The organism is Deinococcus misasensis DSM 22328 (assembly GCF_000745915.1).
GTDB classification, from domain to species: Bacteria; Deinococcota; Deinococci; order Deinococcales; family Deinococcaceae; genus Deinococcus_C; species Deinococcus_C misasensis.
This window is the reverse complement of the sequence record NZ_JQKG01000054.1, coordinates 1-24,899: the sequence shown is the minus strand read 5'-3', so window position 1 is coordinate 24,899 and position 24,899 is coordinate 1. Positions and strand designations below refer to the sequence as shown.

25 protein-coding genes are annotated in these 24,899 nt (G+C 54.6%); 6 read left to right on the top strand and 19 right to left on the bottom strand.

Annotated elements, in window-relative coordinates; translation table 11 throughout:
- Together Q371_RS27620 and Q371_RS20640 are read left to right on the top strand one after the other, a co-directional pair.
- The coding region (locus Q371_RS27620) for a hypothetical protein (RefSeq protein WP_034344070.1) at positions 1-307 on the top strand (307 nt) is incomplete at its 5' end.
- Between the two features lie 177 nt (positions 308-484).
- Positions 485-1,225 (top strand): hypothetical protein, encoded by a 741-nt coding sequence (locus Q371_RS20640; protein ID WP_034344069.1) that lies wholly within the window; start codon positions 485-487, stop codon positions 1,223-1,225.
- Positions 1,226-1,270: 45 nt separating this feature from the next.
- On the opposite strand, the gene Q371_RS20635 is transcribed toward Q371_RS20640, so the two are convergent.
- From Q371_RS20635 to Q371_RS20605, 7 genes are all read right to left on the bottom strand, one after another.
- A complete protein-coding gene (locus Q371_RS20635; protein WP_211253871.1) occupies positions 1,271-1,753 on the bottom strand; it encodes a hypothetical protein in 483 nt (160 codons plus the stop codon).
- Between the two features lie 45 nt (positions 1,754-1,798).
- Positions 1,799-2,203 carry a GNAT family N-acetyltransferase gene (locus Q371_RS20630; protein ID WP_211253870.1) on the bottom strand — a complete coding sequence of 135 codons (405 nt, stop codon included), beginning with the start codon at positions 2,201-2,203 and terminating at the stop codon, positions 1,799-1,801.
- A gap of 54 nt (positions 2,204-2,257) precedes the next feature.
- On the bottom strand, positions 2,258-2,986 hold the full coding sequence (locus Q371_RS20625; RefSeq protein WP_034344068.1) for a sporulation protein: 729 nt from the start codon (positions 2,984-2,986) through the stop codon (positions 2,258-2,260).
- A gap of 76 nt (positions 2,987-3,062) precedes the next feature.
- Positions 3,063-4,169, bottom strand: coding sequence for a YihY/virulence factor BrkB family protein (locus Q371_RS20620; RefSeq protein WP_051964926.1), 1,107 nt, complete (start codon positions 4,167-4,169; stop codon positions 3,063-3,065).
- Between the two features lie 74 nt (positions 4,170-4,243).
- Complete coding sequence (thyX, locus tag Q371_RS20615) at positions 4,244-4,945, bottom strand: FAD-dependent thymidylate synthase (RefSeq protein ID WP_034344067.1); 702 nt, start codon at positions 4,943-4,945, stop codon at positions 4,244-4,246.
- Positions 4,946-4,983: 38 nt separating this feature from the next.
- A complete protein-coding gene (locus Q371_RS20610) occupies positions 4,984-5,472 on the bottom strand; it encodes a GNAT family N-acetyltransferase (protein WP_034344066.1) in 489 nt (162 codons plus the stop codon).
- The gene (locus tag Q371_RS20605; protein WP_034344077.1) at positions 5,441-5,911 is read right to left on the bottom strand and encodes an EVE domain-containing protein; all 471 of its coding nucleotides are present in this window, start codon (positions 5,909-5,911) and stop codon (positions 5,441-5,443) included. Before Q371_RS20605 ends, Q371_RS20610 begins: the two co-directional genes overlap by 32 nt.
- A gap of 121 nt (positions 5,912-6,032) precedes the next feature.
- Between Q371_RS20605 and Q371_RS20600 the strand changes: the two genes are divergently transcribed.
- A complete protein-coding gene (locus Q371_RS20600) occupies positions 6,033-7,085 on the top strand; it encodes a S1C family serine protease (RefSeq protein ID WP_051964924.1) in 1,053 nt (350 codons plus the stop codon).
- Positions 7,086-7,147: 62 nt separating this feature from the next.
- The gene (locus tag Q371_RS20595) at positions 7,148-7,456 is read left to right on the top strand and encodes a DUF6916 family protein (RefSeq protein ID WP_034344065.1); all 309 of its coding nucleotides are present in this window, start codon (positions 7,148-7,150) and stop codon (positions 7,454-7,456) included.
- A 55-nt stretch (positions 7,457-7,511) separates the two neighbouring features.
- Here the strand turns inward: Q371_RS20595 and Q371_RS20590 are convergent, their stop codons facing one another.
- The 5 genes from Q371_RS20590 to Q371_RS26130 form a co-directional block, all read right to left on the bottom strand.
- A complete protein-coding gene (locus Q371_RS20590; protein WP_034344064.1) occupies positions 7,512-8,006 on the bottom strand; it encodes a GNAT family N-acetyltransferase in 495 nt (164 codons plus the stop codon).
- 55 nt (positions 8,007-8,061) lie between these two features.
- The gene (locus tag Q371_RS20585; RefSeq protein WP_034344063.1) at positions 8,062-8,580 is read right to left on the bottom strand and encodes a phage tail protein; all 519 of its coding nucleotides are present in this window, start codon (positions 8,578-8,580) and stop codon (positions 8,062-8,064) included.
- Between the two features lie 11 nt (positions 8,581-8,591).
- Positions 8,592-9,116 (bottom strand): phage tail protein, encoded by a 525-nt coding sequence (locus Q371_RS20580; RefSeq protein ID WP_034344062.1) that lies wholly within the window; start codon positions 9,114-9,116, stop codon positions 8,592-8,594.
- Between the two features lie 11 nt (positions 9,117-9,127).
- The gene (locus Q371_RS20575) at positions 9,128-9,601 is read right to left on the bottom strand and encodes a phage tail protein (protein WP_245618399.1); all 474 of its coding nucleotides are present in this window, start codon (positions 9,599-9,601) and stop codon (positions 9,128-9,130) included.
- A 167-nt stretch (positions 9,602-9,768) separates the two neighbouring features.
- Entirely contained in the window at positions 9,769-17,118 is a 7,350-nt protein-coding gene (locus Q371_RS26130) for an ExeM/NucH family extracellular endonuclease (RefSeq protein ID WP_169743897.1), read from the bottom strand.
- Between the two features lie 82 nt (positions 17,119-17,200).
- Here Q371_RS26130 and Q371_RS27615 point away from each other — a divergent pair, with 82 nt between their 5' ends.
- The gene (locus Q371_RS27615) at positions 17,201-17,563 is read left to right on the top strand and encodes a hypothetical protein (RefSeq protein WP_169743896.1); all 363 of its coding nucleotides are present in this window, start codon (positions 17,201-17,203) and stop codon (positions 17,561-17,563) included.
- A 486-nt stretch (positions 17,564-18,049) separates the two neighbouring features.
- On the opposite strand, the gene Q371_RS20560 is transcribed toward Q371_RS27615, so the two are convergent.
- The 4 genes from Q371_RS20560 to Q371_RS20545 all read right to left on the bottom strand — a co-directional run bounded on the left by Q371_RS20560 (position 18,050) and on the right by Q371_RS20545 (position 21,481).
- Positions 18,050-18,439: a P-II family nitrogen regulator gene (locus tag Q371_RS20560; protein ID WP_051964920.1), complete on the bottom strand. Its 390-nt coding sequence runs from the start codon at positions 18,437-18,439 to the stop codon at positions 18,050-18,052.
- A 132-nt stretch (positions 18,440-18,571) separates the two neighbouring features.
- On the bottom strand, positions 18,572-19,315 hold the full coding sequence (locus tag Q371_RS20555; protein WP_034344072.1) for a chlorite dismutase family protein: 744 nt from the start codon (positions 19,313-19,315) through the stop codon (positions 18,572-18,574).
- A gap of 481 nt (positions 19,316-19,796) precedes the next feature.
- A complete protein-coding gene (locus Q371_RS20550; protein WP_034344060.1) occupies positions 19,797-20,408 on the bottom strand; it encodes a beta-xylosidase family glycoside hydrolase in 612 nt (203 codons plus the stop codon).
- 32 nt (positions 20,409-20,440) lie between these two features.
- Positions 20,441-21,481 (bottom strand): LacI family DNA-binding transcriptional regulator, encoded by a 1,041-nt coding sequence (locus Q371_RS20545; protein WP_034344059.1) that lies wholly within the window; start codon positions 21,479-21,481, stop codon positions 20,441-20,443.
- A 230-nt stretch (positions 21,482-21,711) separates the two neighbouring features.
- Between Q371_RS20545 and Q371_RS20540 the strand changes: the two genes are divergently transcribed.
- Positions 21,712-22,107: a VOC family protein gene (locus tag Q371_RS20540; RefSeq protein ID WP_034344058.1), complete on the top strand. Its 396-nt coding sequence runs from the start codon at positions 21,712-21,714 to the stop codon at positions 22,105-22,107.
- On the opposite strand, the gene Q371_RS20535 is transcribed toward Q371_RS20540, so the two are convergent.
- The 3 genes from Q371_RS20535 to Q371_RS20525 form a co-directional block, all read right to left on the bottom strand.
- Positions 22,050-23,180, bottom strand: a complete 1,131-nt coding sequence (locus tag Q371_RS20535) for an AI-2E family transporter (protein WP_051964918.1) — start codon at positions 23,178-23,180, stop codon at positions 22,050-22,052. The genes Q371_RS20540 and Q371_RS20535 overlap by 58 nt on opposite strands.
- Before the next feature lie 76 nt (positions 23,181-23,256).
- Entirely contained in the window at positions 23,257-24,285 is a 1,029-nt protein-coding gene (locus Q371_RS20530; RefSeq protein WP_034344057.1) for a helix-turn-helix domain-containing protein, read from the bottom strand.
- Positions 24,286-24,426: 141 nt separating this feature from the next.
- Positions 24,427-24,899 (bottom strand): ABC transporter permease (locus tag Q371_RS20525; protein ID WP_034344056.1); only part of this gene is annotated, 473 nt, incomplete at its 5' end.

The following is a 24,899-nucleotide window of genomic DNA, read 5'->3' as shown; positions in this document are numbered from 1 at the left end:
TCTACAGATCACCTTTGTAGAAGGCCTGGCAGAGAACCTCTATGTCAATGTAAGGGGTTATGGTCAGGATCCTGATTTCGCGGCTGACTGGCCATTGGCACCGTTCAGCCGGGGGGAGGTAGAATCGCTGCTTCTGGATCGGGAATTGCTGTGGTTTGAGGACCACCGACCTGTGACAGAGGAAGCAGATCTGGTGCTGACGTCAGGTGTAAGTGCCATGTTTCATGAGGGACAGTTATTCCGCTGGAATATGGGGACCTGGGAACAAAAGAGGGTCAAACTTTTCCAGCAGTTTTTCGGCCTCTGAACCGTCCAAAACTTCATCAAATTCCCCAAGGGTCAATAAGCCAAAGCCTTTTTTGCCCTCGGCTCTCAGCTCTTGGCCCTCGGCGGGGTCGCAGGCCCCTTCTAAGCCCTTCTGCGTAAACCCCCTCCTCCATGTGGCAGACGAAAAAACCTGACCTCCCCCCTATCCTGAGACCATATGACCAACCATTTTCAAGCCATCGGATTTCCGGTTTCCTCTCAGGACGATTTTTTCCGGCTGGCCCAGAGGACTTTTGAAGAGGGCCAGCACATCAGCATCCCACAAGGACATTACGTGTTCTGGAATGTTGGTCAGGGCATCGAGTTGTGGGGTCAGGTGGATCAGGAAGGGCACTTTGTGGGCCTGAATCCGCATTTCTCGGGGCGTTCCAGAATCAGCATGGGCCTGACCAGCAAAATCGAGAGTCCCAGAGAGGACCTCGATGGAGCGTATTATGCGTGGGCAGGAGCACAATCTGGACCAGAGGATGGGGATTATCCGGTGCTGTTTGATTGTCCGGATTTTCTGGTCCATGCCCGGATGCTGCTGCCCAGCATCCACCGGGTGCAGATGGCTGCCTTTGCCCATGAGGTGCAGGTGTTTTCTGATGAGGCGCATTACCACGGGTCACAAGGGCAAGGGGTGGCATTTGCTGCGGAGTCTTTCATTCCCTCTGGTCTTTTTGGGGATCAGGCGCAGCCTTATGGGATGCTGACCGGGGTGGTGCTGCATGCCTTCACCATCACCAATCCGGTCACGAACCAAACCTTCCAGCATGCTGTGGTGAGAACCCTTGGCGGGGAATACGACGTGGTGATCCCACCAGAGTTGCTTTACGCCGAGCTGCAACCCGGTAACATCGTGCAGGGCAGTTTCTGGCTGACTGGCAGGATTCTAGGGAACCAGATCATTCTGTGAGGCTTGGACTGAACCAGAGGGGCAATCCAAGCCCCTCTTTTGATTTCAGGGATTCAAGCGGATCTGGACCGGAAAACCAGTCTCAGGGTTGATCTCTTCCTGAAACGCTTCTCCGTAATAGGCACTGAGCACCCGAATGGTCCCTAGAATCTGCCGGTTGAGGTCTTCCAGATCTTCGGCAGGAATCCAGAGTTCTTGATGGTAACGGTCTCCCACAATCTGGATCTCGTAACGGGTGATGTACGCAGAGGGGACATCAAAAGCCGTCACGAAGCCACTGAAGGAATTCATGCGGGTGTTCCAGTCTCGGGCGATTTCTTCTGCATATTCAAAATTCAACACCGGATAGAAAATCGGCTGGTCTGGCAGCCTTGGAGGGTAAGCCTGATAACCCAACTCCTGAATCAATTCCAATTCCCGAAGCCCCACAGGTCGGTACAAGGTGACGGTTTCTGAGAGTTCTGGCCATGGCAGGGTTCTTTCGGCATTTTTGGGAAACAAGGTGTCCATCCAGCTCTGGTCGCGCATATGGATAAAGTTTAAACCAGAGCACATCAAGCCAGAGAGCGCTTTTCAGGTGTTCTCCTCTTGCAGTGAAATCAGACCTGCCAGCGTGTACTGAAATCCGCAAGACCGGTAAAAGCTTTCCAGATGCTCCTCAAAGTCCACGTGCAGCCAGTGGCATCCACGCCTTCTGGCTTCCAGGGTGGCCTGTTCAACCAGTTTTTGACCGATGCCCTGTCTCTGGAAGTCTGGGTGGACGGTGGTGTCCAGCAAGAAGGCATGCACCCCTCCGTCCCATGCCACATTGACAAAACCCACCAGTTGGTCTCCAGCGTGGGCTGTCACATGGCACAGGCTCCTTTGCAAAATCGGAGAAAAATCATGTGGCACATGGCCTTCCCATGCAAGTGCAAACAGGGCATTCAAGCTTTCCGAAGAAACAGGCGCAGAAATCCGGTATTCGATGCGAATCACCCCTCAAGCATCAACCTCCCCTGTTGCCAGAGGAGGTTGGAGCGTGTGAGAACTTCAGATCATGCTCTGGATTTTCTGGCGGAGTTGCTCTGCCAGATTGCGCTGCATGTTGGGGGTGACGCGCCAGGAGCCTTTGGTTTCAAATTCACTGACGAACATGCTGGCAAACCCTTTGGCTTTGCGGTCCACTTCGATGATCACATCAAGGTGCTCGGCAGCGGGCATGAACACCACTTCCAGTTCGGAGATGCGGCCCCTGAACTCTGGACCGGGGCTGAATTCCAGCTCCTGAATGGCCCGGTGGTACTTGTGGCCTTCGTACTCGTACTGGGAAGCACGCAGGTGGAACCCGAGCTGGGTGAGGGCCTCCAGGACAGCAGCCTGCAGGGGATTGGGAGCGATGTTCAGACGGTCGTTGTCTTTGGGGTCCACGGCTGCGGAAATGGCAGCAGCGGTGTACAGCCAGACGGGGGTGTTGTAGTAGCTGAGGGGGGTGTGATAGGGAATCTGGACCTGCACAGGGAAAGTCAGGGTCTGACCGGGTTGCACGGTGAAACGCTGGGAAACCACGGTTTCTCCGAGCACGGTGACCACGGTGCTGTCGTCGCTTTTGTACTGGCTGCACACCTGCAATTTCAGGTATTCGATTTCCTGTGCGGTGCTGCCCCCTTTGACCACGACCTGTCCTTCGGCCATTTCGCCGGGGTAGAAGCTGTTTTTGTTGAGTTGGGTGTCAATCTGCGTGGCACCCACGCCGAGCCGTGCAAGAAAGTTGCTGAACATGTCTTATCTTACGGTGTGCATTTTTGAAAAGTTCCTCAATGCTCACATCCTGCTTTCAAACGTTTTGCAAGATGGACTACAAATCTCTGGGAAGTCTTGCAGAACGGGGTTTCCTTTTGATTCTGCGAAAAACTTGACCCGCTCCAAACACCAGAGCAGCAGGCAGTGCAAACAGCATCACCACCACCCCTCCCAGAAAGCCTGCCACACTGAAGGTGGCACGACTGATGGGTGGGATCTCTGCGTGGACAGGCTCTGGCACTTCAGGTTCCAGCAGCTTTTCTCGGGCTTTTCGGGCGGCGGTTTTGGCAGCGAGGGTTCCGTATTTGTTGCTGTAGGCCCAGGTGACTTCCGCTCCAAAAAAGAACAGTTGGGCACTGAAGTACACCCAGAGCATGAACACCACCAAAGTGCCTGCTGCACCAAACGTGCTGGCCGGCGAGAAATGGGCGATGTACTGTCCAATGCCGTATTGACCAAGCACAAACAAAATGGCGGTGATGCCTGCACCAAAACTCACATCCTGCCACGACAACCGAATGCTGGGCAAAAAGCGGTACAACACCCCGAACAGCAAGGTGAACACCAGAATGCTGAGCAGGATGCTGCCCAGTTTCAGCAAAACCGTGGCATAAGGCACCACCCCGAGGTGCTCTGCAGCAAAACCTGTGACATACACGTTGGCGGTCAGGAACGCCACCGTCAAGAGGCCCATCACGATGGCCAGAATGGCAGACATCAGACGGCCCACCACCAGATGCAAAATGTCGAGGGTCTTGGGTTTGGTGTCCCAGATGGTGTTCAGAGCATCCTGAAGCTGCACAAAGAAGTTGGAGGCCGTCCAGAGCAGGATCACCACCCCAGAAATGGTGGCAGGCAAACCCGCTTGACTGGTGAGGTCCAGCACACTGCGCACACTCCCTGCAAAATTGGAACCGAAGTTTTCGGAGGCCTGATTGTATATGTTCTGTTTGATGCTTTCGGCTTCCAGAAAAAGCCCGGCCAGACCGACCGCCAGAATCAAGAGGGGACCGATGGTGAAAATGGTGTGGTAAGCCAGAGCTGCCCCCATGCGGGGCACATTGTCGGCAGAAAACGCCTGCACTGCGTCTCTGAGGACCTCAAAGGATTGCCTCAGGCCACTTGGAGAGGAGGCTTCTTCGGTGGTGGACGTTTCAGGCATGCACCCATTCTAAAAAACCCCACGGGGTCGTGGGGTAAGGATGCACACTTGCAGTTTGAGGGTTTTCCCTATATTCAGGCGTGGTTGTGCAGGGAGCGCCATGCTTCGAAGCTGGAGGGGAACAGGGGCTCAGCCAGTTGGGCCAGAGCACGGGCATACATCTGGGTTTCCCACTGGGCTCCGGGGTGGTCACGCAGGGTCAGAAAGTGAAACAGGGAACGCAGGTTGCAGGTGAAATAGAACTCGGAGTACATGGTCAGGGGCAACACGCCTCTGGCCTGCTCGCGGGTCACGCCCAGAGCAAGCAGGTCCTGATACGCCTGAAACGCCTGCTTCCATGCGTTTTCCCAGACCTGATGGGCCTGCTCCTGATCCAGACTGTCGGTGGCCTCGATGCTGGCCTGACGGTTGGATTTGGCTTGCTGGCGGAACTTCTCGGGGGTGTAGAACTGCTCAAGCACTTCCACGTAGCGGCCAGAGATTTCGTTGTAAGACACCCCAACCCGGTGGCGCATCCACTGGCGGATCACGAAGATCGGGGCAACGATTTTGAAAGTCAGACTGTTGTGCTCAAAAGGGCTGCCGTGTTCGTGCTTGAGCAGGTAACGGATCAGTTTGGCGTCTTTTTCGTCGAAAGGCAGGGTGTTGTCTCCGCCAAAGGAGACCCGCGCAGCGTTGACCACGCTTTTGTCATCACCGACATGCTGGACCAGTGCCACGCTGCCGATTTCGTCATTCAAAGGGAAAAGGACTTGCTCAAGGAGGGTCTGCGTCATACCCAAACAGTGTACCCCTGAGCTTCTGATTCGCAAAATCAGACGTCTTTACTGTGCAGCAAAAGGTTTTCTCCCATGACAGACATCTCTGCCACCACCTGAAAACCAGCCTTCTGGTAGATGTGGATGGCTCGGGAATTGTGGATGGCTGGATCAATCAAAATCCGGCTGGCTCCATACTTGTGTTCCAGCAAGTGCACAAAAGCCTGTACGGCCTGCACTCCGAGCCCTCGCCCCAACCTGTCTTCCTCTCCAATGAACAGGTCCATGCCCCAGGTGGTGCCCCGAGCATGGAGGGCAAAAGGATGCTCTGGTGTGACAGGATAAGCCTGAATGTAGCCAATGGGCTCCTCTTGCCACACGATGAGGTAAGGGTCCACATCCCAATCCAGAGCAAAATAATGGCTTTGCACGTCCTGCAACGTGCGTGCTCCATCGTCCCAGAAAGCCCGAACATGGGCTTTCTGAAGCCAGCCATGCAGCAACGCCAGATGCTCAGGTTGCAGGGGCTGAAATTGAATCGACATGGTCCAGAATGGCTTTCCACTCTGCTTCAGTCACAGGCATGACCGACAGGCGGTTGCCTTTTCTGAGCAGGAGCATGTCTGAGAGTTCAGGCAAACTTCTCAGGGTTTCCAGAGAAAGCAAGGGCAAAGCACGTACAGGCACCACATCCACCATGCTCCACCTCGGGTTTTCAGAAGTGCTCTTGGGGTCAAAGTATTTGCTCTCTGGATCAAATTGCAGGTTGTCTGGGTAGGCAGACCGGGCAATTTTGCAGATTCCTGCAATGCCCGAGGGGTTGCTGTTGGAGTGGTAAAAAAAGGCCAGATCCCCTTCCTGCATGGAACGCAGGTGGTTGCGCGCCTGATAGTTGCGCACCCCATTCCACGGTTCCTTTTGCACACGCTCAAGGTCAGGGTAGCCGAAAACGTCCGGTTCACTTTTCAGAAGCCAGTAAGCCATGCCCAAACTATACCCTCTGGTCGAGGTCCACAAAAACATGAAACCTTTGTTGGCCAAACTGCACATGAATCTTAATGTTCACAACGGTTTCTGTCATGGACAGACTTTATACTGAAGACTAATGAAAGGCTGCCTCACCTTTGTGGTTCTGATTGGCATTCTGCTGCTGGTGTTTCCCAAAGCCACCCAGCAGATACAAGAAACGTTTGTCAAACCTCCAGAGCCTGTGGTGCTGCAAAGCGGCAGTCAGGAAGATCAACTGTTCCGCACAGTTCGGGCCTCCAGTTTCAAAATCGAACGGGACGCCTCGGATGGGGTGGTCATTGGTACAGGCTTTTTCATTGATGAAGAAGGCTATGCCCTGACCGCTTACCACGTGGTGGAATTCCGTGAACAGGTCCGGGTGGTGCTTCCCAATGCAAGGCGCTTCACTGCAGATGTGGTGGGGTTCGACAACAACACCGATCTGGCCCTGCTGAAAGTCCGCATCGACAAACCCAACTTTTTGCCTCTGGCCGCCACCCATCCCAATGTTGGAGATTCCATCCTGGCGGTGGGCAACAGTGGCGGAGACTTCCTGCAACGCCGGGTCGGCAAAGTGATCGATCTGGATGTGGCTGCTTCCAGAGCAGACTTCCCACCGGGCACCATGGAAATGCAGGCCCCAATTGCCCCCGGTGACTCTGGTGGCCCCGTGGTCAATGCCAAGGGGCAGGTGGTGGGTGTGATCAGTTACATCCGCATTTATGAAGACGAGAGCCGCACCGCTTACGCCGTTCCCATGAATCAGGAACAGAAAGTGCTGGGAGAGCTTTACTCTGGGGTCAAGCGAGACGTGCCAGTGCTCGGGGTGCGGTCTTCCATTCATGCCTCTTCCTTTGATCCGGGCGTGCGGGTGGGCGGAGTCCAGCAAAACAGCCCTGCAGAAAAAGCAGGTTTGCGTCCAGAGCGTTCTGAAAATGTCCGCATGAACGACGGGTCCACCGAACAGGTGCTCAAAGCCGATTACATTCTGGCCATCGATGGCACCCGTGTGCGCAACTTCGATGAACTGATCGGGGTGGTGCGCCGCAAACAAATTGGCGAAGTGGTGCGTTTGCAGGTGGAACGGGACGGCAAACGCCTCACCCTTCCGGTTCAACTCGGGGCGAGGGCTTCTGTGTTCAACGAGTGAAGCATGGGTTGCAAAATCCTCCAGTATCATGGGAAAGAACCACTGAACCGGAGGATTTTTTGATGACCGAGATGCTGCGCACCCTCACCATTGAACACTTTCAACCCCTGATTGGAGAAACCTTTCATGTGCAGGTGAATCCACAAGAAGCTTTTGAAGTTCGACTGGCAGAAGCCCACCTGTTGGGTGGCGATGTGCTGCCCACCTCTGGCCGCAAACCTTACTCCCTGATTTTTGTGGACATCCAGAAACGGCTGGTCCCCCAGGGCATTTACCACCTCACCCATGCGGCTCTGGAACCTCTGGATGTGTTCATGGTCCCCTTGCAACCTGATGCCAGAGGGACGGTCTTTGAAGTGATTTTCACCTGATCTGACATGAAAAGCAGCCCTGCAAGGTTTTGAGCAGGGCTGCTTTTGCTGAAATTCAATCCTGCTGCTGAGGTGCAGGACGCTCCATGAACATGTACATGCCTCTCTGTTCCACATCCTGAAATCCCAGACGCTGGTACATCTGGTAAGCAGGATTGAATTGCTCCACATGCAAGGTGAGGGGCAAACCTGCTGCGTCTGCCTGTTCCATCAGTGCATGCATCAGGGCTGTGCCCAGACCTTGATTGCGGTACTGGGGCAACAAGGTGACTTCCATCAGGCGGTGTTCTTTGCGGGTGCGGTGCAAGTAAAGGCGACCAATGGTCTGCCCCTGAAGTTCAATGACCAGAAAGTCAGCCCCCTGATAATGTTCGCGGTACTGGCTGTCCTGTGCAGTGAATTGCTGAACCAGAAAAGCATGCTTCTGCTCATCGGTCCAGCCCACCTGCATCACATCGTCACGGGTGCTGGCATAAATCTGAAAGAGCATCGGATAATCCTGCTGGATGACAGTGCGAAGCACAACTGGAAGGTTTTCAGTCAGGGTCATGGCTCCAACCTAACAAAAACAGGCGTGAAATTCACGCCTGCCAGAAAAAGAGAACTCAGCCTCTGGAAGGATACACGCCTTGCAGAGCAATGCAAAAATTCAGGGTGAGGTAGGGCTGCATGTTGTTGTGGGGCATAGAGCCACCCGCAGGAGCAAGGCCTTCAAAAGCCATCATGCTGTTTGCAGAACTGACACTGAACAGGCCGACGCCCACCCCTGAAGCAGGCATCTGACCAGCAGGTGCACGTTCAGTGGCTTCTCCCAGAGAGGCACTGAGGGTGTGGCTGTGCGCAGGCATTTCAGTTTGCAACAAAGTGACATACTGGGCTCCACCGATCTCTCCCAGATCACGAAGGGAGAGTCCCTGTCCCTGCCCAGGATGCATGGCTGCACTGCCCTGCAAATCAGGAAGGGCAAAGGTGGATTTGCCATCTCCGCCATAAGTGGTTCCCAGCAAAGAGAAAAGGGCCGTGTTCTGAGAAATGGGAAGGATTTGCCCATTACAGAAAGCCCAGCCAGTGGGAGCAAAGTAGAAGGGAAAGATGCGAATTTCTGCAACAAAAGGATCTGCCATGTTCTGTCTCCTCAGGTGGGGGATGGGAAAATGCCGAACATCGAAATGATGTAATTGATGCACAAGAAAGGCTGGGTGTTCTCATGCGGTTGGTTTCCACCCACCGGCGTGATGCTGCCTGCAGCCAGAGGAGACACTGGATTGTCGGTCCCGTAACCCAGCACACTGCCATCCACTGAAGGCGCAAGCACCTGTCCAGCTGGACTGGACAGGGTGGCTGTGGAAGCAGTGGCCAGCAAAGCGTGGGTGTGAGCAGGAATCTGCTGGGTGGTCAGGGTCACACTTTCCACCCCGCCCATTTCTCCAAGCTGATAGGTGGTTCCAAAACTTCCTGTGCCCATGTGAATGGGAATGCGACTCTGCAAGTTGGGAAGGGCAAAAGTGGATTCTCCATCCCCTCCATAGGTGGTTCCAATCAGTTGAAACAGGGTTTCGTATTCTGAGATGGGCAACAGTTGACCATCACACAACATCCATCCCACAGGCGCAAAGTTGCCTGCAAACATCCGAATTTCTCCAACATAAGGTTGTGCCATACGTCCTCCGATCAGCTCTGGCTGGGAAAAATGCCCTGCAGGGCAATGCAAAAGTTCAAAGTCAAGTATGGCTGCATGTTGGGGTGGGCTTGGGAGCCTCCAACAGTCCCGACCGCCTGGGGTGCCATGGCCACCAGATTGGCTGCTCCTCCATAAAGGAAAGCACCTGAGGACTGGGACAGAACGGCAGTGTTTCCTGGAATATTGTTCCCCAAAGTGTTGTTGTTGGACATCAGGACATGCATGTGCTGCGGCATTTCAGTCTGGGTGATGGTGTGGTTTTCCTGCCCAGCTGACTCACCCAAGGTGAAACCACTGCCCTGGTGAATGGGCACCTTCCCACGCAAGTTGGGCAAGGCAAAGTTGGTCTGCCCATTGCCTCCATATGTGGTCCCCAACAGTGAAAACAAGGCCTGGTTCTGGTTGATGGGCAACAATTGCCCATTGCACAACGCCCACCCCTTGGGAGCAAAATTGAAGCTCATGATGCGAATTTCCGACAAAAACGGCTCGGCCATGCGGTACTCCTCCTTACCTACCAGTTTCTGAAGAAACTGTTTAGGACAACCCTGAGATGCAAAAAACTTCCGAACAGCATGAAAAAAGCACAAAGAAGAGGAGCTCCTGAATTGGAACTCCTCTGGAACGAAGGTCAAGGATTGCTGCAGCTCACAAAGTTACCACCTGAAATCCGCTGGGTGGTGCCTCCAGCAGGGTTCTGGGTGTCCACATAGGTCTCTGGAGTGTTGGTCGGGCTGGGGGTCAGCCCATGAATGCCAAAGGTGTTCACGCCCAGGGTGGTGCCCTGTTTGCGCAGGCCAATCCCGGTGGCAGCACCGAAACCAGCACTGGTGTTTCCAGAGATGTTCAAACAAAGGGTGGTGTTGACGCCTGCAGTGCTGTTTCCTGATTCAACCCGGATGCCGTAGGTGGCAGCACCAGAGGTCGGTGCACCCACAGTGTTGTTTTGAATTTTGCCGTTGGTGTTGCAATTGGAATCTGCAACCCTCAGGGCAATGCCACTGCCTTCCGTCTGACTGACAGTGTTTCCAGAGATTTCTGTGGTCATGGTGCCTGTGGCGGCGACGTTGCTCAGTGCAGAACAGGTGATGGTGATGCCTCTGGCCCCAATCGCACTGGTCTGGTTGGCCACAATGTAGTTGTTTTTCACGTTGACCACAGCATCGGCGTAATTGTCGGTGGTGTGGGTGATGACATTCCCCCGCACATTGGTGATGGGGTTTGCAGCTGTACCGTTGCCTGTGATCTCAAATCGACCTCTTGCTCTGGCTCCGCTGTTGGTGCTGCCCAAGGAGGTGATGATGGCATTGGTGTTGATGGGGTTGGCAGAACTCTGTCCCCTGATGGTGTTGCCAGAGATCGTGATCACGTTGGTGGGGCTGCTTGGATCACCCAAACTGACCACCTGAGCACTTCCTGTGGCATTTTCTCCTTTGACAAAGATCCCTGCTCCAGAGGGGAAATTGCTGATGGTGTTGTTGGAGAGGGTGGCTCTGGTGACCGTGGCTTTCACTGCAGATCCAGCATTGGCAATCAGCTGGATGCCACTGCCTTTGGAATTCACGTTGCTGGTGCTGCTGGTGATGGTGTTGCCGGTGATGGTCACCTGATCGAGCGTGCCGTCGTAGTTGCTGATGTCAATGCCGTGATAGTAGGCATTGGTCAGGGTGTTGTTGGTGATGGACACAGTACCCGAGATGTTTTTCTCGGTGGTGGTGGGTGTGGAGGGAACCCCAAAGTGAATGTTGGAATCTCCAACGGCCAGACCTGTTCCTGTGTTGTTGATGGTGCTGTTTGACAGGGTGAATCCACGAACATTGCTGTCCCCTTTGATGCCACTGCCTGCAATGTTTTGAATCAACATGTAGGCAAGGCTGGGGCTCTGGGTGTCTCTCAGGTGAATGGCATGTCCAGTGGTGCTTTGGATGGTCCCGCCAGAATTGGCAGAGCCTGTTCCCAGAACAGACAGGCTGCCTGCATTGCCTGTGCCACTGACATAAATCCCGTTGACCGATCCGTTGCTGGAAATGCTCTGGAACTTCAGGTTGTTGCTTCCAATGCCGGTGTTCTGCACGTTCAGGGCAGTTCCGGTGCTGGTGGTCAGGGTGCTGGTGGTGTCACTGGCGCTGACCGTACCACCGTTGATGGCGGTAAAGGCAGGTTGGCTCTGGGTGTTTGCCGTGATCTGACCAGAGAAGTTGATGGTGGCCTGATCGTTGTCGTCCAGATAGACACCACCGGTGGTGTCCTGGACACTGTCTGTGATGCTGCCGGTAAAGCTGATGGTGCTGGCTGTTCCAGCATTGCGGCTGGTGATGCGCACAGCGTTGGTGCCGCCTGTGCCATCTGTCTTGTTGATGGTCCCACCATAACTGATGTTTCCGGTGCCACTGTTCACAAAGAACGCATGTCCATCTGCACCCGAGATGGCAGAACCGCTGCCCGCACTGAAAGACATGTTGGTGGAGGTGCTTGCTCCAGAGAGCGAAACCCCGGTGGACGTGGAGTTGGTGCTCTTGACGGTCGTGAACGTCAGGTTGCTGGGTGCGTTGCTGATGTCCACAGCAGGTCCACCGGTGGATTCAATGTTGCCTCCACTGACCGTCAGGTTGAGCGAGGCATTGTTGGCTTTCAGACCTGTGCCAGCATCGTTGTACACATTCAGGGTATCAAAACCCAGTGTGCCGGTGCTGCCGTCCAGCAGAACCCCTTGGGTTCCGGTGCCATTTCCACTGGCTCCAACAGACACCGTGGCATTGCTGATGCTGTTGAAGTTCGCGTTGGTGGCGGTGATGCCTGTTCCGGTGCTGGCTCCGCTGACGGTGAGGTCATCAAAAGCCGTCACATTCAGAGAACCTGCGGTTTCATTGAGGACAATTCCGCTGCCAGAACCGCCTGTGACCGTCAGGTTGGTGAGGGCCACATTGTGGATGTTGGCTGCTGTGTTGTTCAGCACAACGCCACTGCCTGAGGTTCCTGCATTGACCGTGAGGTTGCTGAGGGTGGTGGTGTTGGTGCCTGTGTTGCTGTCGATCTGGATGCCATCCCCTGAGCCCTGAGCCGTGATCTTCAGGCCTTTGATGATCACACTTCCCACGTTGTTTCCAGTCACCACATCGAAGTTGAGGGCGTTGCTGAGGGTGGGCTGGGTGCCTGAGGCATGTCCGACAAAGTCAGTGCTGAGCACCGAAGTGTTTGCGATGTCTCCATGGGCCAGACCGGCACCTTCACCAATCAACCTCTGGCCGGTTTTGAGGGCAATGCCTGCCGTGTGGCCAGTGGAGGCGCCATCTCCATTCAGCACATAGATGGTGTCGTTGGCAGCAGAAGCCGTCTGGGCTTCAAGGAGGGTGTCAAAAGGATCGCTTGAACGTCCCAGACCGTTGGCTGGAGCGTTGTTGCGCACAAACCAGACCCGGCCAGAGAGTTCGATGCTCACGGTGCCTGTGTCGTTGTTGGTGCCGTCGGTGATGGTGTAATCAAAGCTGTCGGTGATGCCTGTGTCGCCATCGTCCGGGGTGTACACGAACGATCCATCGGCATTGATGGTGACCGAACCGCCCTGGGTTGTGCCTTTGGTTTCAGCAACCACCGAGAGGGTGTTGAATGCAGGGTTGGTGTCAGGATCAGAATCGTTGGAATCGATGTTTCCGGTCATGCTCACTTCTGCAATACCACTGAAAGCACCAGCTGCATCCAGCACCACGTTGCCCACTGTTTTGAAGCCTGAATCGTCTGAGGCCACTGGAGCTTCGTTCAGGTCGTTGATGCTGATGGTGTAGGCATCTTCGGTGAAGAGGCCTCCAGCATCGGTGGTGCGAACCCGGATGCTGTAACTGGATTTGACTTCAAAGTTGGGAGAGTTGGTGATCCTGAGGCTGTTCCCAGAGATGTTGAAGCTGGCATTGTCGGTGCTGCCAGAGCCAGACACCAGGGTGTAAGTGAAGGTGTCTCCACTGTCCACATCGGTGGTGCTGAAACTGCCCACGGTGCTGTTGCCTGCCACATTTTCATTGATGCTGCTGGCACTCAAGGAAAGGGCCGTGGGGGCTTCGTTGACGTTGGTGACATTGACGGTGAAGGTGTTCTCGGTGAAGAGGCCTCCTGCGTCGGTGGTGCGAACCCGGATGCTGTAACTGGATTTGGTTTCAAAGTTGAAGCTGGCTGCGGTTTGCAGCTGTCCGCCCACAATCTGGAAGCTGGCGTTGTCGGTATCACCAGAGCCAGTCACCAGACTGTAAGTGAAGGTGTCACTGGCATCCACATCGGTGGTGCTGAAACTGTCCACTGCCGTTCCAGAGGACTGGTTTTCTGCAACGCTGTTTCCAGTCAGGGAAAGGGCCGTGGGGGCCTCATTGACGTTGGAAACATTGATGGTGAAGGCTTTCTCGAAGGTTTTGCCTCCAGCATCGGTGGTGCGAACCCGGATGCTGTAACTGGACTTGACTTCAAAATTGGGTGAAGCACTGATGGTCAGGCTGTTCCCAGAGATGCTGAAGCTGGCGTTGTCGGTGCTGCCCGTCCCAGAAACCAGACTGTAGGTGAAGGTGTCTCCACTGTCCACATCGGTGGTGCTGAACGTGCCCACAGTGCTGCCAGCACTGCTGTTTTCAGCAATGGTGTCGCTGCTGATGCCGAGGTCGGTGGGATCTTCGTTGACATTGTTGACCGTGACCGTCAGGGCTTTCTCGAAGGCAGCGCCGTTCTGGTCTTCCACACGCACACGCACCGAATAGCTGGATTTGACTTCAAAGTTGGCGCTGGGTTTGAGGATCAGGTTGCTGCTTGTGATGTCAAAATCGGCATTGTCAGTGTCACCTGCACCCGAAACCAGCGTGTAAGTGAAGGTGTCTCCAATGTTGGGATCCACAGCACCCAGAGCACCCACCGTGGCATTGACGGCGTTGTTTTCAGCAATGCTGCTCGGGGTCAGGGTGATGTCGGTGGGCGCACCGTTTTCAAACACATCGTTGACGGTGATGGTGAACTGCTGTTCCACCGTGTGGTTGTCGCTGTCGGTGGCACGCACCCGGATGCTGTAACTGGACTTGGTTTCAAAGTCAAAGGTCGCAGCATTGCGCAAATCATCGCCCACAATGGTGAAACTGGCATTGTCGGTGTCTCCGGTGCCACTGACCAGCGTGTAGGTGATGGTTTCGCCTGCATCGGGATCGTTGGTGCTGAATGTGCCTGCAGAGGCACCTGCAGCGAGGTTCTCATTGATGGTTCCACCCGTGAGGCTCAGGGTGGTGGGGGCCTCGTTCACATCGGTGACCGTGACGGTCAGGGCTTCTTCGTAAGTGAGGCCACCCTGATCGGTGACACGCACACGCACCGAATAGCTGGATTTGGTTTCAAAGTTGGCACTCGGGGTCAGTTTCAGGTCAGTTCCAGAGATGCTGAAACTGGCGTTGTCGGTGTCGCCTGCACCCGAGACCAGCGTGTAAGTGAAGGTGTCTCCGGTGTTGGGATCTGCTGCACCCAGCGCACCCACCGTGGCACTGGCAGCGTTGTTTTCAGCAATGCTGCTCGGGGTCAAGGTGATGTCGGTGGGATTCACGTTGGTGGCACCGAGGGTCAGGCCCACCACCACAGGATCATGGGCACTGGAGCGGTAGGGGTTGATGTCATAGAGGTCCGTCAACTGGGCTGCTGTTTTGTTCTCGGTGTTGTAATCCAGCACACTGGGTTCTGCCGCGTTGATGTTCCAGATGCTGGTCCCTTTCAATTGGGCCTGCAAACTGGGGCTGATGAACGCGTAATCCAGGGTTCCACGCTGTCCATTCAGCACGGCAGTGTAATCCAGAGGGTCCCAAATTTGAAGGTAATCATCAGACGTGCCATTGGCATCGTCTGCACCGTTGATGATGGTGTTGATGGGGTCTTCTTTCAGGAAGGCATTGAAGTTTCCGAGCAAGACCACATCGGTGTCACCTGAAGCGGTGGGGTCGGTGGCAACCCAATCCATCAGGATCTGGGCTCCGGTGTTCCGAACCCCATTGCAGTTGCCCTGTCCGGTGGTGGTGTCATCGGCCCCTCCACCGCAGGCAGCATCACGGCCTTCAAGCTCCACAGCCACAGCAGTGAAGGTGCCCAGACCCGTGGTGCGGAAAGTCTGTGCCAGTGCAGGGTGGTTGCGGGCCTCGTTGTAGGCAGCATTGTCGGTGTTGTCCAGCACACTGAAACTGCCCCGAGGGGTCACGGCAGCCGTCCGGTAAATCAGACCCACAGCCGTGCTCTGGCTGCCCAGGTTGGCACCGGGATCAATGTAGGCATAGGCAGGGCTGCCGATGGCTGCGTTCAGGGCATCCACCAGGGTCTTGATGGCAGGTGTGCTGTCTGCATAATCGTTTTCCAGACCTTGCAGGGCAACCACATCTGCATCCAGATCTTGCAGGGCTTCCACCAGTTTGTCCAGTTGGCGGGTCAGCTCAGAGGCATTGCTGGCCCCTTCGGAAGTGAAGTTGTTGCCGGCTCCATCTCCGTTGAAGAAACCGTTCAGGTCAAAAGTGACCACTTTGAGCTCGGGGTTTCCCAGATCGCTGCTGGTGGGGGCAACCCTGCGGGGTCCGCCAGCAAAGGTGGCAGATGCTGCTGTTGCATGAAGGCGGTAAGCATCTGTTCCGGTCCAGCCAGAGCTGCCATAACCCAGCACTCCGGTCACGGTGGCCCCATCTCCGACCCGGAGGGTGTTTCCAGCGGTCAGCGGATTGTTGTCGCGACCAAAAACGATGCTGGCCGGATGCTCGGTGGTTGAACCATCGTCCACGATCAGTGTGCGTGCAGCTGTCCCAGAGAGGTAAGCAGCGTATCCAGTGGCATCTGGAGCGTTGTCCTGTGTGAATGCCAGCAGGTTGTTATCGGCAATGGTGACCAGACCTCCGCGCCCGAGCAAGCTGTTGTCGGTGACGGTCCCACTGGTGGACACCCGCATGCCTTCGTACTGCTCAAGGTTCACACCACTGGTGGACAGGGTGATGCTGGCCGGAGTGGGCAGGCTCTGGCCGGTGGCCATCACGATCAGGCTGGTCACATTGGTGAGGCGGGTTTCCCCGTTCACTTCTTCCACCGTTCCAGTCAGGCGAACGCGGTCTCCCTGATTGACGGCATTTGAAGTGTTGGCCACAAAAATGCCTTCTGAGGTGGTCGCATCGGCATCCTGGTCTGCGGTTTGTTCTTGCAGGTAAAAACCACCCAACTGGCCCGCACCCTGCAAGTCTGAAGTGACTACAGCGTCCACAGTGACGGTGTTTCCGTCCTCTGGGCTTGCTGCATCTCCAGAGGGGGTGCTGCCTTGAATGGTGTTGATTTTGGTGATGCCACTGGTGGATGGGTCTTCGGCGTAAACCACCATGATGCTGAACCCGTAAGGGTTGTTTTTGCGGGGGGTTTGCAGGGGGTGTTTCACAGCAAAGGTGAACACCGCTGAGCCCCCAATGGGAATGATGCCCGGTTTCTGCCAGCCTTCTGATTGAACCCCACCGTTCACCAGACCCGCAGGCACAATGGGGGTGACGCCTCCCACATCCAGACCGGTCAGGTAAGGGGTGGCTGCGGTCTCGACAACTGCTGCATCTGCATCCACGTCGTAGATCCGGCCACGGGTGGTTTCCATGACTGTGGCCAGTGCAGGGACCTGGCTGCCATCAAACAGGGAAATCCGATCGAAGGCGGTGTCTCCAATGGTGGGAGGGGTGGGGTTGTTGCCCGGATCTGCATCTGCATCGTCGGTGTCAAAAGGCAAGAAAGTCAGGTTCTCAATGGCTTTTCCGGTGTTGTTGGTGACCCGGTATCTGACTTTGACGTAGCGCTCTCCGGCAGATTCAACGGTGAAGACTTCACTGGAAACATGCTGGAAAGACAGGGAATCTGAAATTTCATCAATGGCCGCAGGTTGAATGCCTTTGGTGGTTTGCTTGAATCCACTGATGCTGCTTTTGAGGGTCTTTTCACCGACATCCTGAAATTGAATGCGGAACACATTGCTCTTCTGAGTGGGCTGAACCGGTGGTTTTGGCGTGCTGGTTTGTTGCCAGCAAGACACCAACATCATGGAAAGGAGCATGGTCGCGCCCCAATTTTTCTTTGACATGTTTACCTCAAGCAGGAATAAAGGAGAGGCCCAAAGTCAAAATCTGCCATTTCCCTTGAGACGACAGGGTGGGACGGACATACTTGGTTTTTTCTTTCGCTTCAGTCAGCATGACCTTGGGGTCTTGCTGCAGGTTGTTTTTGCTTTTGGGGTGTTGCATGTGTGGCTCCAGAGTATTGAGAGGTCCTCAGATTTCAAAAACATCACCCTGATCTTTCAGGCTGATGCAGGACAGTTGGATTTTGAGCGATTGGATTGTCTTTTCAGTGAACCTCCATCTTCTTGTCAGAAGGCCAAAAGACAGTTCAAAGGCATAGACCCGTCAGAACCATGAAGGATTTCTGACCGGCTTTCAGTGAACCGTCATTTTCCTCAGATTGTAAACAATTGTTAACTGTTTTTGTTCTTGGAAAATCACATGTTCAGGCAAATCCGTTTTTCAGAAGCACTTTCATGATGCTTTGACCAGATCAAGCATCATGAAAAACCTGTACAGGACATGAGCAGGTTAAATTATAAGGGAAAACCCTTACATAGAAATGGTGTAATGACCTATTTACATCTGAGAAGAATACCTGAGAGCGGTTAGACTCCCAAGTGGACCAGCAACCCCAACACAAAACGTCACAAGAATGCACATCATGTCAACTGAATGAAAAAGCGACCCCTGCTGCGTTTAACAGTGAAGGAGGAGGATTCAGATGAATCCTCCTCCTTCAAAAACCTCCACCAGACAGCCTCTTGTTCTGTCAAATGCCATAAAATGGGAGTCACAAAAATGCAAAACCAGTGCTGTACAGCACACATCAAACCCAGAAGTTCACGAACGTTTTTTGAGGGCTTGCGCAGTGGTCTCGGGCTGGTTGACCGGGGTGAGGGCATCTGAATCCTGTTCGCCTGTACGGATGCGGATCACCCGTTCCAGAGGTTGCACAAAAATCTTGCCATCGCCCACTTCTCCGGTGCGGGCACTTTGCAAGATGGCGTTCACCGTCACATCCACGAAAGGCTCACTGACCGCAATCTGCAGGTGCACTTTTTCGTGGAACTCCATACGCACCTGCGTGCCACGGTAATGCTCGATGATTTCTTTCTCTCCACCGTGACCACTGACTTTGGAGAGGCTGATTCCGGTCACCCCCACCCGAAAGAGGGCTTCTTTCACCATCCCGAGGCGGTCGGGACGGATGATGGCTGTAATCAGTTTCATGGCACTTCCTCCTGATGGCTTCCAGCATAGCCGATCTGGTGGGATTGGGAAAATGGGTCAGCAAAAATGGAACAATGAAAAAGGCTGCCCAAATGGCAGCCTCTGGTTTGATGTTTTTTGTTTCAGCCCGGATCAACCAAGGTCTTGAAGCAGACCTTTGAGGTCCTTTTTGATGCAGGTGAACATCGGGGTGTCGGTGAGGGTGTACATGCTGGCCTCGGTGTGGCGCAAACGGGTCACCAGATCCACAAACTCCTGAGGGTAGTCGCTGTCAAAGGCCACCACAAACTCCTGATCGTCGATGCCGTAAGAGTAACTGGTGTTCAGGCGAATCCCTTTGAAAGGGTTGGAGGCATAGATGTGCTCGTCCATCATGCCCTGACGGGCGTGTGGGCTGAGGTCGTACCATGCACGGGTTTTCACGAAGGGGTACACAAACAGGTAGGTGCCTTCACCGGGCAGGAGTTCCAGACCGTGACCGCTGCCTTCCACGCGGTTCACATACTGGCTGCGCTTCTGCATGGAAATGAAGTTGTAAGGCTGGGTCAGGTAGCCCATCAGGCGGGTCTGGTTCAGGAGGCTCTGGGCTTCGTTGAAATCGCGCACATCAAAGGCAATGCGCCAGAGCATGAAATCCACCTCAGAACGGGTGCCCACCAGAGAGTAGGTGCGCAGAATGCGGCCTTTTTCTGCAGGGGCATCCAGCCACTTTTCAACGGCAGCTTCAAACTCGGCACGGATTTCATCGCGCTCGGGCTTGCTGAGGCGACGAAACTCTGGAGACAGCTTGTAGAAAGCGTAATTGAGGAACTGGCGGTTTTGACGGTCAGGTTCTTTCTGACTCAACTGACCGCTGGGGTCAAGGTCCACCATCATTCTGGGGCGGGCCGGAGCCTGGGGTTTTTGTTCTGACATGTGGGTCCTTTCAGGGCCTTGTGCCACAAAGCACGGGCGACCTTTTCATTTGTACTGGAACGCTGAACCTTGCAGGGTGAAATGGCTCGCAAATGGTTTCACCGGTTCAAGCCTGACCGACATGATAGGACAAAAGCCACATCCACAGGTATGGACGAATGTACCCTCCCAAGGTCAACGCAGAGTCGCTGTCGGGCAATGCCCACCCAAAGAGCCATCAGCCGTCAGCGATCAGCGTTCAGCCAGCAGGAAAGTTTGCTTGCTGCCTTTTGACCTTACAATCTGAGTGGTTTTCACTTGTTGTTTTTGTTTTTTGCTGTTGAAAGCAGAGGCCTCTGGGCAATCTTTTCGCTGAAAGCTGAGGGCTGAACGCTTTTTCCGATGACATGTCAAAAGTCAGACTTTAGGCTGACCCTGTGTACCCGCCCAGAGCAGAATGTGTTCAGAGCAGAAATTGACGGTTGAGGGAGACCGCCTGCGCTCTGGAACGCACATAAGGAAAGGGTTGAAGCATGAACCCCTGCGCGCCCCTCTGGGTCTCAGGGGCACGGTACTCCTGTTCGCTGCGCAAAACGAAACGGGCAGGAAAAGCGGCTCCAGAGAGGTCCTGTGCACACAGCATGGTGAAGGTGCCAGAGGTGGAGGTCAGCACCGTGTCGCGCAGGGCGTCGCCAAACGTGCGCCAGGTGAATCCATCCATGGACACATAAAACTGCAGGTAACCATAAGCGAAACGCACCCCGAGGTGCACCGTTCCATTGCCGGGCATCTGCAGCACGAGGGGCATGTCATGGGGGCGGCCATGCTCGGCCCACTGGAGTTTCAGGCATTTTCCGATGCCTTGCTGATGGGTGGCATGCAGGAAAGCCCAGTTGTTGCTGTTGTAGTACACGCACAGACCGGCCCTCTGGGTGGAGAACTCGGGTTGTACATCCATGCGGGTGATGACTTCCGCGTAGGACGACTGGATGCGTCTGGCCATCTGGCAAGAGGCAGGATCGGGATGAAACGATTCGATGAAGCGGGGATGCGTGGGGACGGGCACTCTGCTCACGGTTTCTCCTTCTTTTCAATGGGGATCAGCCATCAAAAATCAAAACGTTTTTGAGGCTGGTGGCGGGGTTTGAACAGCATGGTGGTGGATTCACGCACCACCAGAGCGGGCGCAAACTCGGGGAAATGCGGGAAAGGTTGCTGAGACAGCACTTTCAGGAGGCCTTTTCCTGCAGCAAAACCCATTTCAAAGATCGGGTGACGGATGGTGGTGAGGGGCGGGGTGATGTAGTCCGACCCGGCAATGTCATCGAAGCCGACCAGAGAAATGTCTTGTGGCACACGGATGCCTTTTCTGAACAGGGCAAGGCGCACCCCATAAGCCATCTGGTCGTTGGCACAGAAGATCGCTGAAAACTGCACATTGCGGCTGAGCAGGATCTCGACAGCCAGAATGCCAGAGAGTTCTCGAAAATCCCCTTGAATCACCAGATTGGGATCGAAAGGCACACCTGCGTCTTGCAGGGCCTGACGGTATCCATTCAGGCGTTCCAGAGCGTCCTGATTTCCGGCCATTCCGGTCACATGGGCAATCTGGCGGTGGCCGAGGTCCAGCAGGTGCCGGGTGGCCATGTAAGCCCCGAGGGTGTTGTTCATGGGGATGCACTGCTTTTCCAGACCTTTCACCCTGCGGTCCAGAATCACCGTGGGGATCTGGCGAACCAGGGTGCGCAGGTGGTCTTCGGAGAGGTAACCGCCAATCACAATCAAACCGGCCACCTGACGGTCCAGCAGGATTTCAAGGGCTTCTTGCTCGGTAGTGGGGTTCCAGTGTCCACTGATGAACACCGGATGGTGCCCGGTGTCCTGCAACGCCTGCTCAATGCCCGAGATGGCATGGGTGTAATAGGTGCTGGTGAGGTCCTGCAACATCACGCCAATGCTTTTCAGTTTGCTGGTGCTGCGGTGACTCGCCACCAGTTGGGTGCGGTAGCCGAGCTTCAGCATGGCATCTTCCACTTTGATGCGCTTCTCGGGGACCACACTGGCTGTGCCATTGAGCACCCTTGACACCGTGCTGATGGACACCCCAGCTTCACGGGCCACCGCATTGATGGTGACATTGTTTTTCATGTCGGCTCCTGGTTTTGAAACTGTGTGAAACTTTTTCCAGTATTGGGTGTGCACAATATCCGGTCAAGCCACAGGTCTTGAGCGAACAGTCATGAAAAAATCAGTCAAAGGATTGTTTGTGCAGCACATCTTGTTTTTGGATGGTCCATAAATCTGAAAAAACTTTCAGTACTTGGTCTAAAAATTCCTTGAAAGCCAAAAGCATTTTCAAGGCAAGGTAAAGTGAAAGCATGCTCAAACACGTTTCTTTCATCACCACCGATGCAGACCGATTGATGGCTTTTTACCTGCTGCTGGAAGGCCAGATCACCAAAGACGAGACCCATCCAGAGGAAAAACTGCGGCGTGTGGTGCTGCAATTCGAAGGGGGCACCTTGCAGTTTTTTCAGCCAGCAGAAGGACCTTTTCCCACCCAACCTGCCAACTGGATGGAACACATCGCTTTCATTGTGGATGACTTTGATGGGATCCATGACCGTCTGAAAGAACAGGGAGTGGTTTTTTCAAGAGAAATCACCCGCTCCCCCTCAGGAAAGCGGATGTTCTTTGTGCTGGATCCAGATGGCCGTCAGCTGGAAATTTTGGAGTCCTCAGGACGCAAAATTCTTGCCTCGGTCGAACGGTAAAAGCGACTGGTGTAGTAGTAGTTTTGCATCAGCAGTTTGCCCAGAGCCACCAGAGGAACAGCCAGCAAAGCCCCCCAGATGCCCAGAACGGTGACGCCCACCAGAATGCTGAGCAACACCGTGGCAGGGTGCAAATTGGTGGTGCGACCCAGAATCATCGGAGAGAACACATTCCCTTCCAGCTGGTTGGCCACAATGAACACCACCACCGACAGCACCGCTGTCACCCAGTTCACCGACAGGGCCAGCAAAATGGTCGGCACAATGGCAATGATCACCCCCAGATAAGGGATGATGTTGAACAAACCTGCAATGAACCCAAGCGCCAGTGCAGAAGGCACCCCAATGATGGCCAGCCCAATCCCCACAATCGAACCCACAATGGTGGCAATGGTGATCTGGCCCCTCAGGTAACCCCCAATGGCGGTGTTCACCTGCGCACTGAGTTCCAGCACTTTGGGCTGCCAGCGCTCAGGAAAAATTTTCAAGAGGGTCTGGTTCACCCGGTGGTAATCGGACATCAGGTAAATGGACAGGATCAGAATGAAAACCCCTTGCAGCACCGAGTTGGCGAAATTGCCCAGAAAAGTTCCGGATTGTTGCAACAAACCCTGAAAAAACTTCAAAGCATTCTGAGACAACGTGGAAACATTGCGTTGCCACATCTCGCCCAACTGGTCTGAATACTGGGCAATCCAAGGAACCTGCTCAAAGTCATTGAACCGCTTGAGCAATCCTCTGAAAAAGGTGCCCCCCGATTCAATGAGCTGGGGAAGTTGCTGGGCAAATGAAGTGAGCTGGTTGACCACCGCAATCAGGATGAAAATCCCCAGCACCACAAAAGCCACCAGCAGCAAAATCACCAGCAAGATCCCCACCCCACGCCGCACCCGCCTTTTTTGCAGCCAGTCCAGCATGGGGTTGAAGAGGTAAGCAATCAAGTAGGCGAACAGAAACACCAGAATCACGCTGGTGATGGTCTGCAAGAATTGAAAAAACAGGTAGATGCTCAGTGCAAACACAGCCACCCTGACCCAGGGGTTGCGCCACACCTCCAGAAAAGCATTGGTCATGCTTCAGCTTAACATTCCTTGCTGTGTCAACCGGTCATTTTGGACACCAGATGCCTGTGCAAATCAAGAGGGCAAATCAGGGAAAGGCCCGTTCGACCACGCTTCCCACCTGCCCCATCGGTTCTTCCGAACCATCTGCGAGTTGCACCCACACCATTCCAGCAGAGCCCGTGCGAATCACCACCGGCTCTGCAAAAGACAGTTTCTCTCCTCTGGCAGGGGTTCCTTCGTAAATCACTTTGCCCTGGGTGTCTTTGACACGGGTCCAACTGCGCCCTTCAAACCGCAACTGCACCCCACGGATGACTTCGGCCACTGTGGGTTCTTCTTCGGCGGCCACTTCGATGGTTTTGGTTTGCGCCGGTTTGGTTGCTGTGCTGGCCTTGGGCGTTTTGACTGCTGGTTTTTGGGTGGTTTTGGGGGCTGCCTCCTGAATCACCTCCGCCTGAATTTTCAGGTCAGGAAGTGGCCTCTGGGTAAGGGCCACCGCCAGATTGGAATTGCCAGCAAGGCTGACTTTCTGCTGGTGGATGATGTAACCATCCAGTTCAACACGCAACTCTGCCTCGGGTTTGCGGGTCACCGGGAACGCTTTGATGGGGGTGATCCCCACCAGACCGTTGTCCAGATACACTTTGGCCCCCGCAGGAGAACTGCTGAGGCTGAATTGGATGGTGGCTGCCGTCTGGACAGGTTGTTCTTCCTGAACGGCTTCTTGCTGTGCCATGTTGGGGCCTGCCAGCCAAGCGGCATACATCCACCATCCCAGTCCCCCGAGCACCACAAAAACACTCAGCAGACTGGTGACCAACCCCCACGGAAACATCCGCTCGGGCTGCCCGGACATGGACACGTTCATTTTGATCTCTACAGGTGGGTAGAGCTGATCGTACTGTTGAAGCAAAGGCTCTGGGTCCAGACCCAGTTCTGTGGCATACCGTTGCAGGTAAGCACGGGTGAAAAGTCTCTCGGGAAGTGCGTCGAATTGCATGTTTTCGAGCGCAAGCAGATATTCAGAGCGGATTTTGGTGCGTTCCGCAAGGTCCACCAGATCTAAATTGGTGTTCAGTCTGGCCCTTTTCAAGTGTTCGCCTAAACTGTTCATCCCAAGTTTCTATTTTAGGTGGTTTTGCATCAAATTTGTGATAAGACCCACGAACCCCATCTTCATCCGTCAGGTGGAACACAAAAAAGCCCGCCAGAGCGGACTTTTTGAAAATGCTCAAAATGCACTTGTTGGGGAAGATCAGCCGTCGTAAGGCTTGCCCACGGCTTTCGGCGCGGTTCCTTTACCGGTGAGGGCCAGCGCAATGATCGTGAAGATGAACGGCAACGTCTGCACAATGCTGCTCGGGAAGATGTCTGCTCCCCCCAGCGTGATCGCCAGAGCACTGAAGAATCCGAACAGCAAGGTCGCACCCAGTGTTCCCAGAGGGGTCCACTTCCCGAAGATCAAGGCAGCCAAGGCAATGAACCCGATCCCTGCGGACAGGTTGCGGGTGAAGCTGTTCAAAAAGCCAATCGAGAGGAACACACCTGCTGTACCTGCCAGCATACCTGAGATGATCACGGCACTGTATCGGATGCGGTACACATTCACACCCATGGAGGCAGCGGCTTTGGGGTGCTCTCCGGTGGCGCGGATCCTCAGGCCGTAGGGGGTTTTGTAGAGCACGTACCAGGCAATGAACACCATCAAGGCAGCGAAGTAAACGGGAG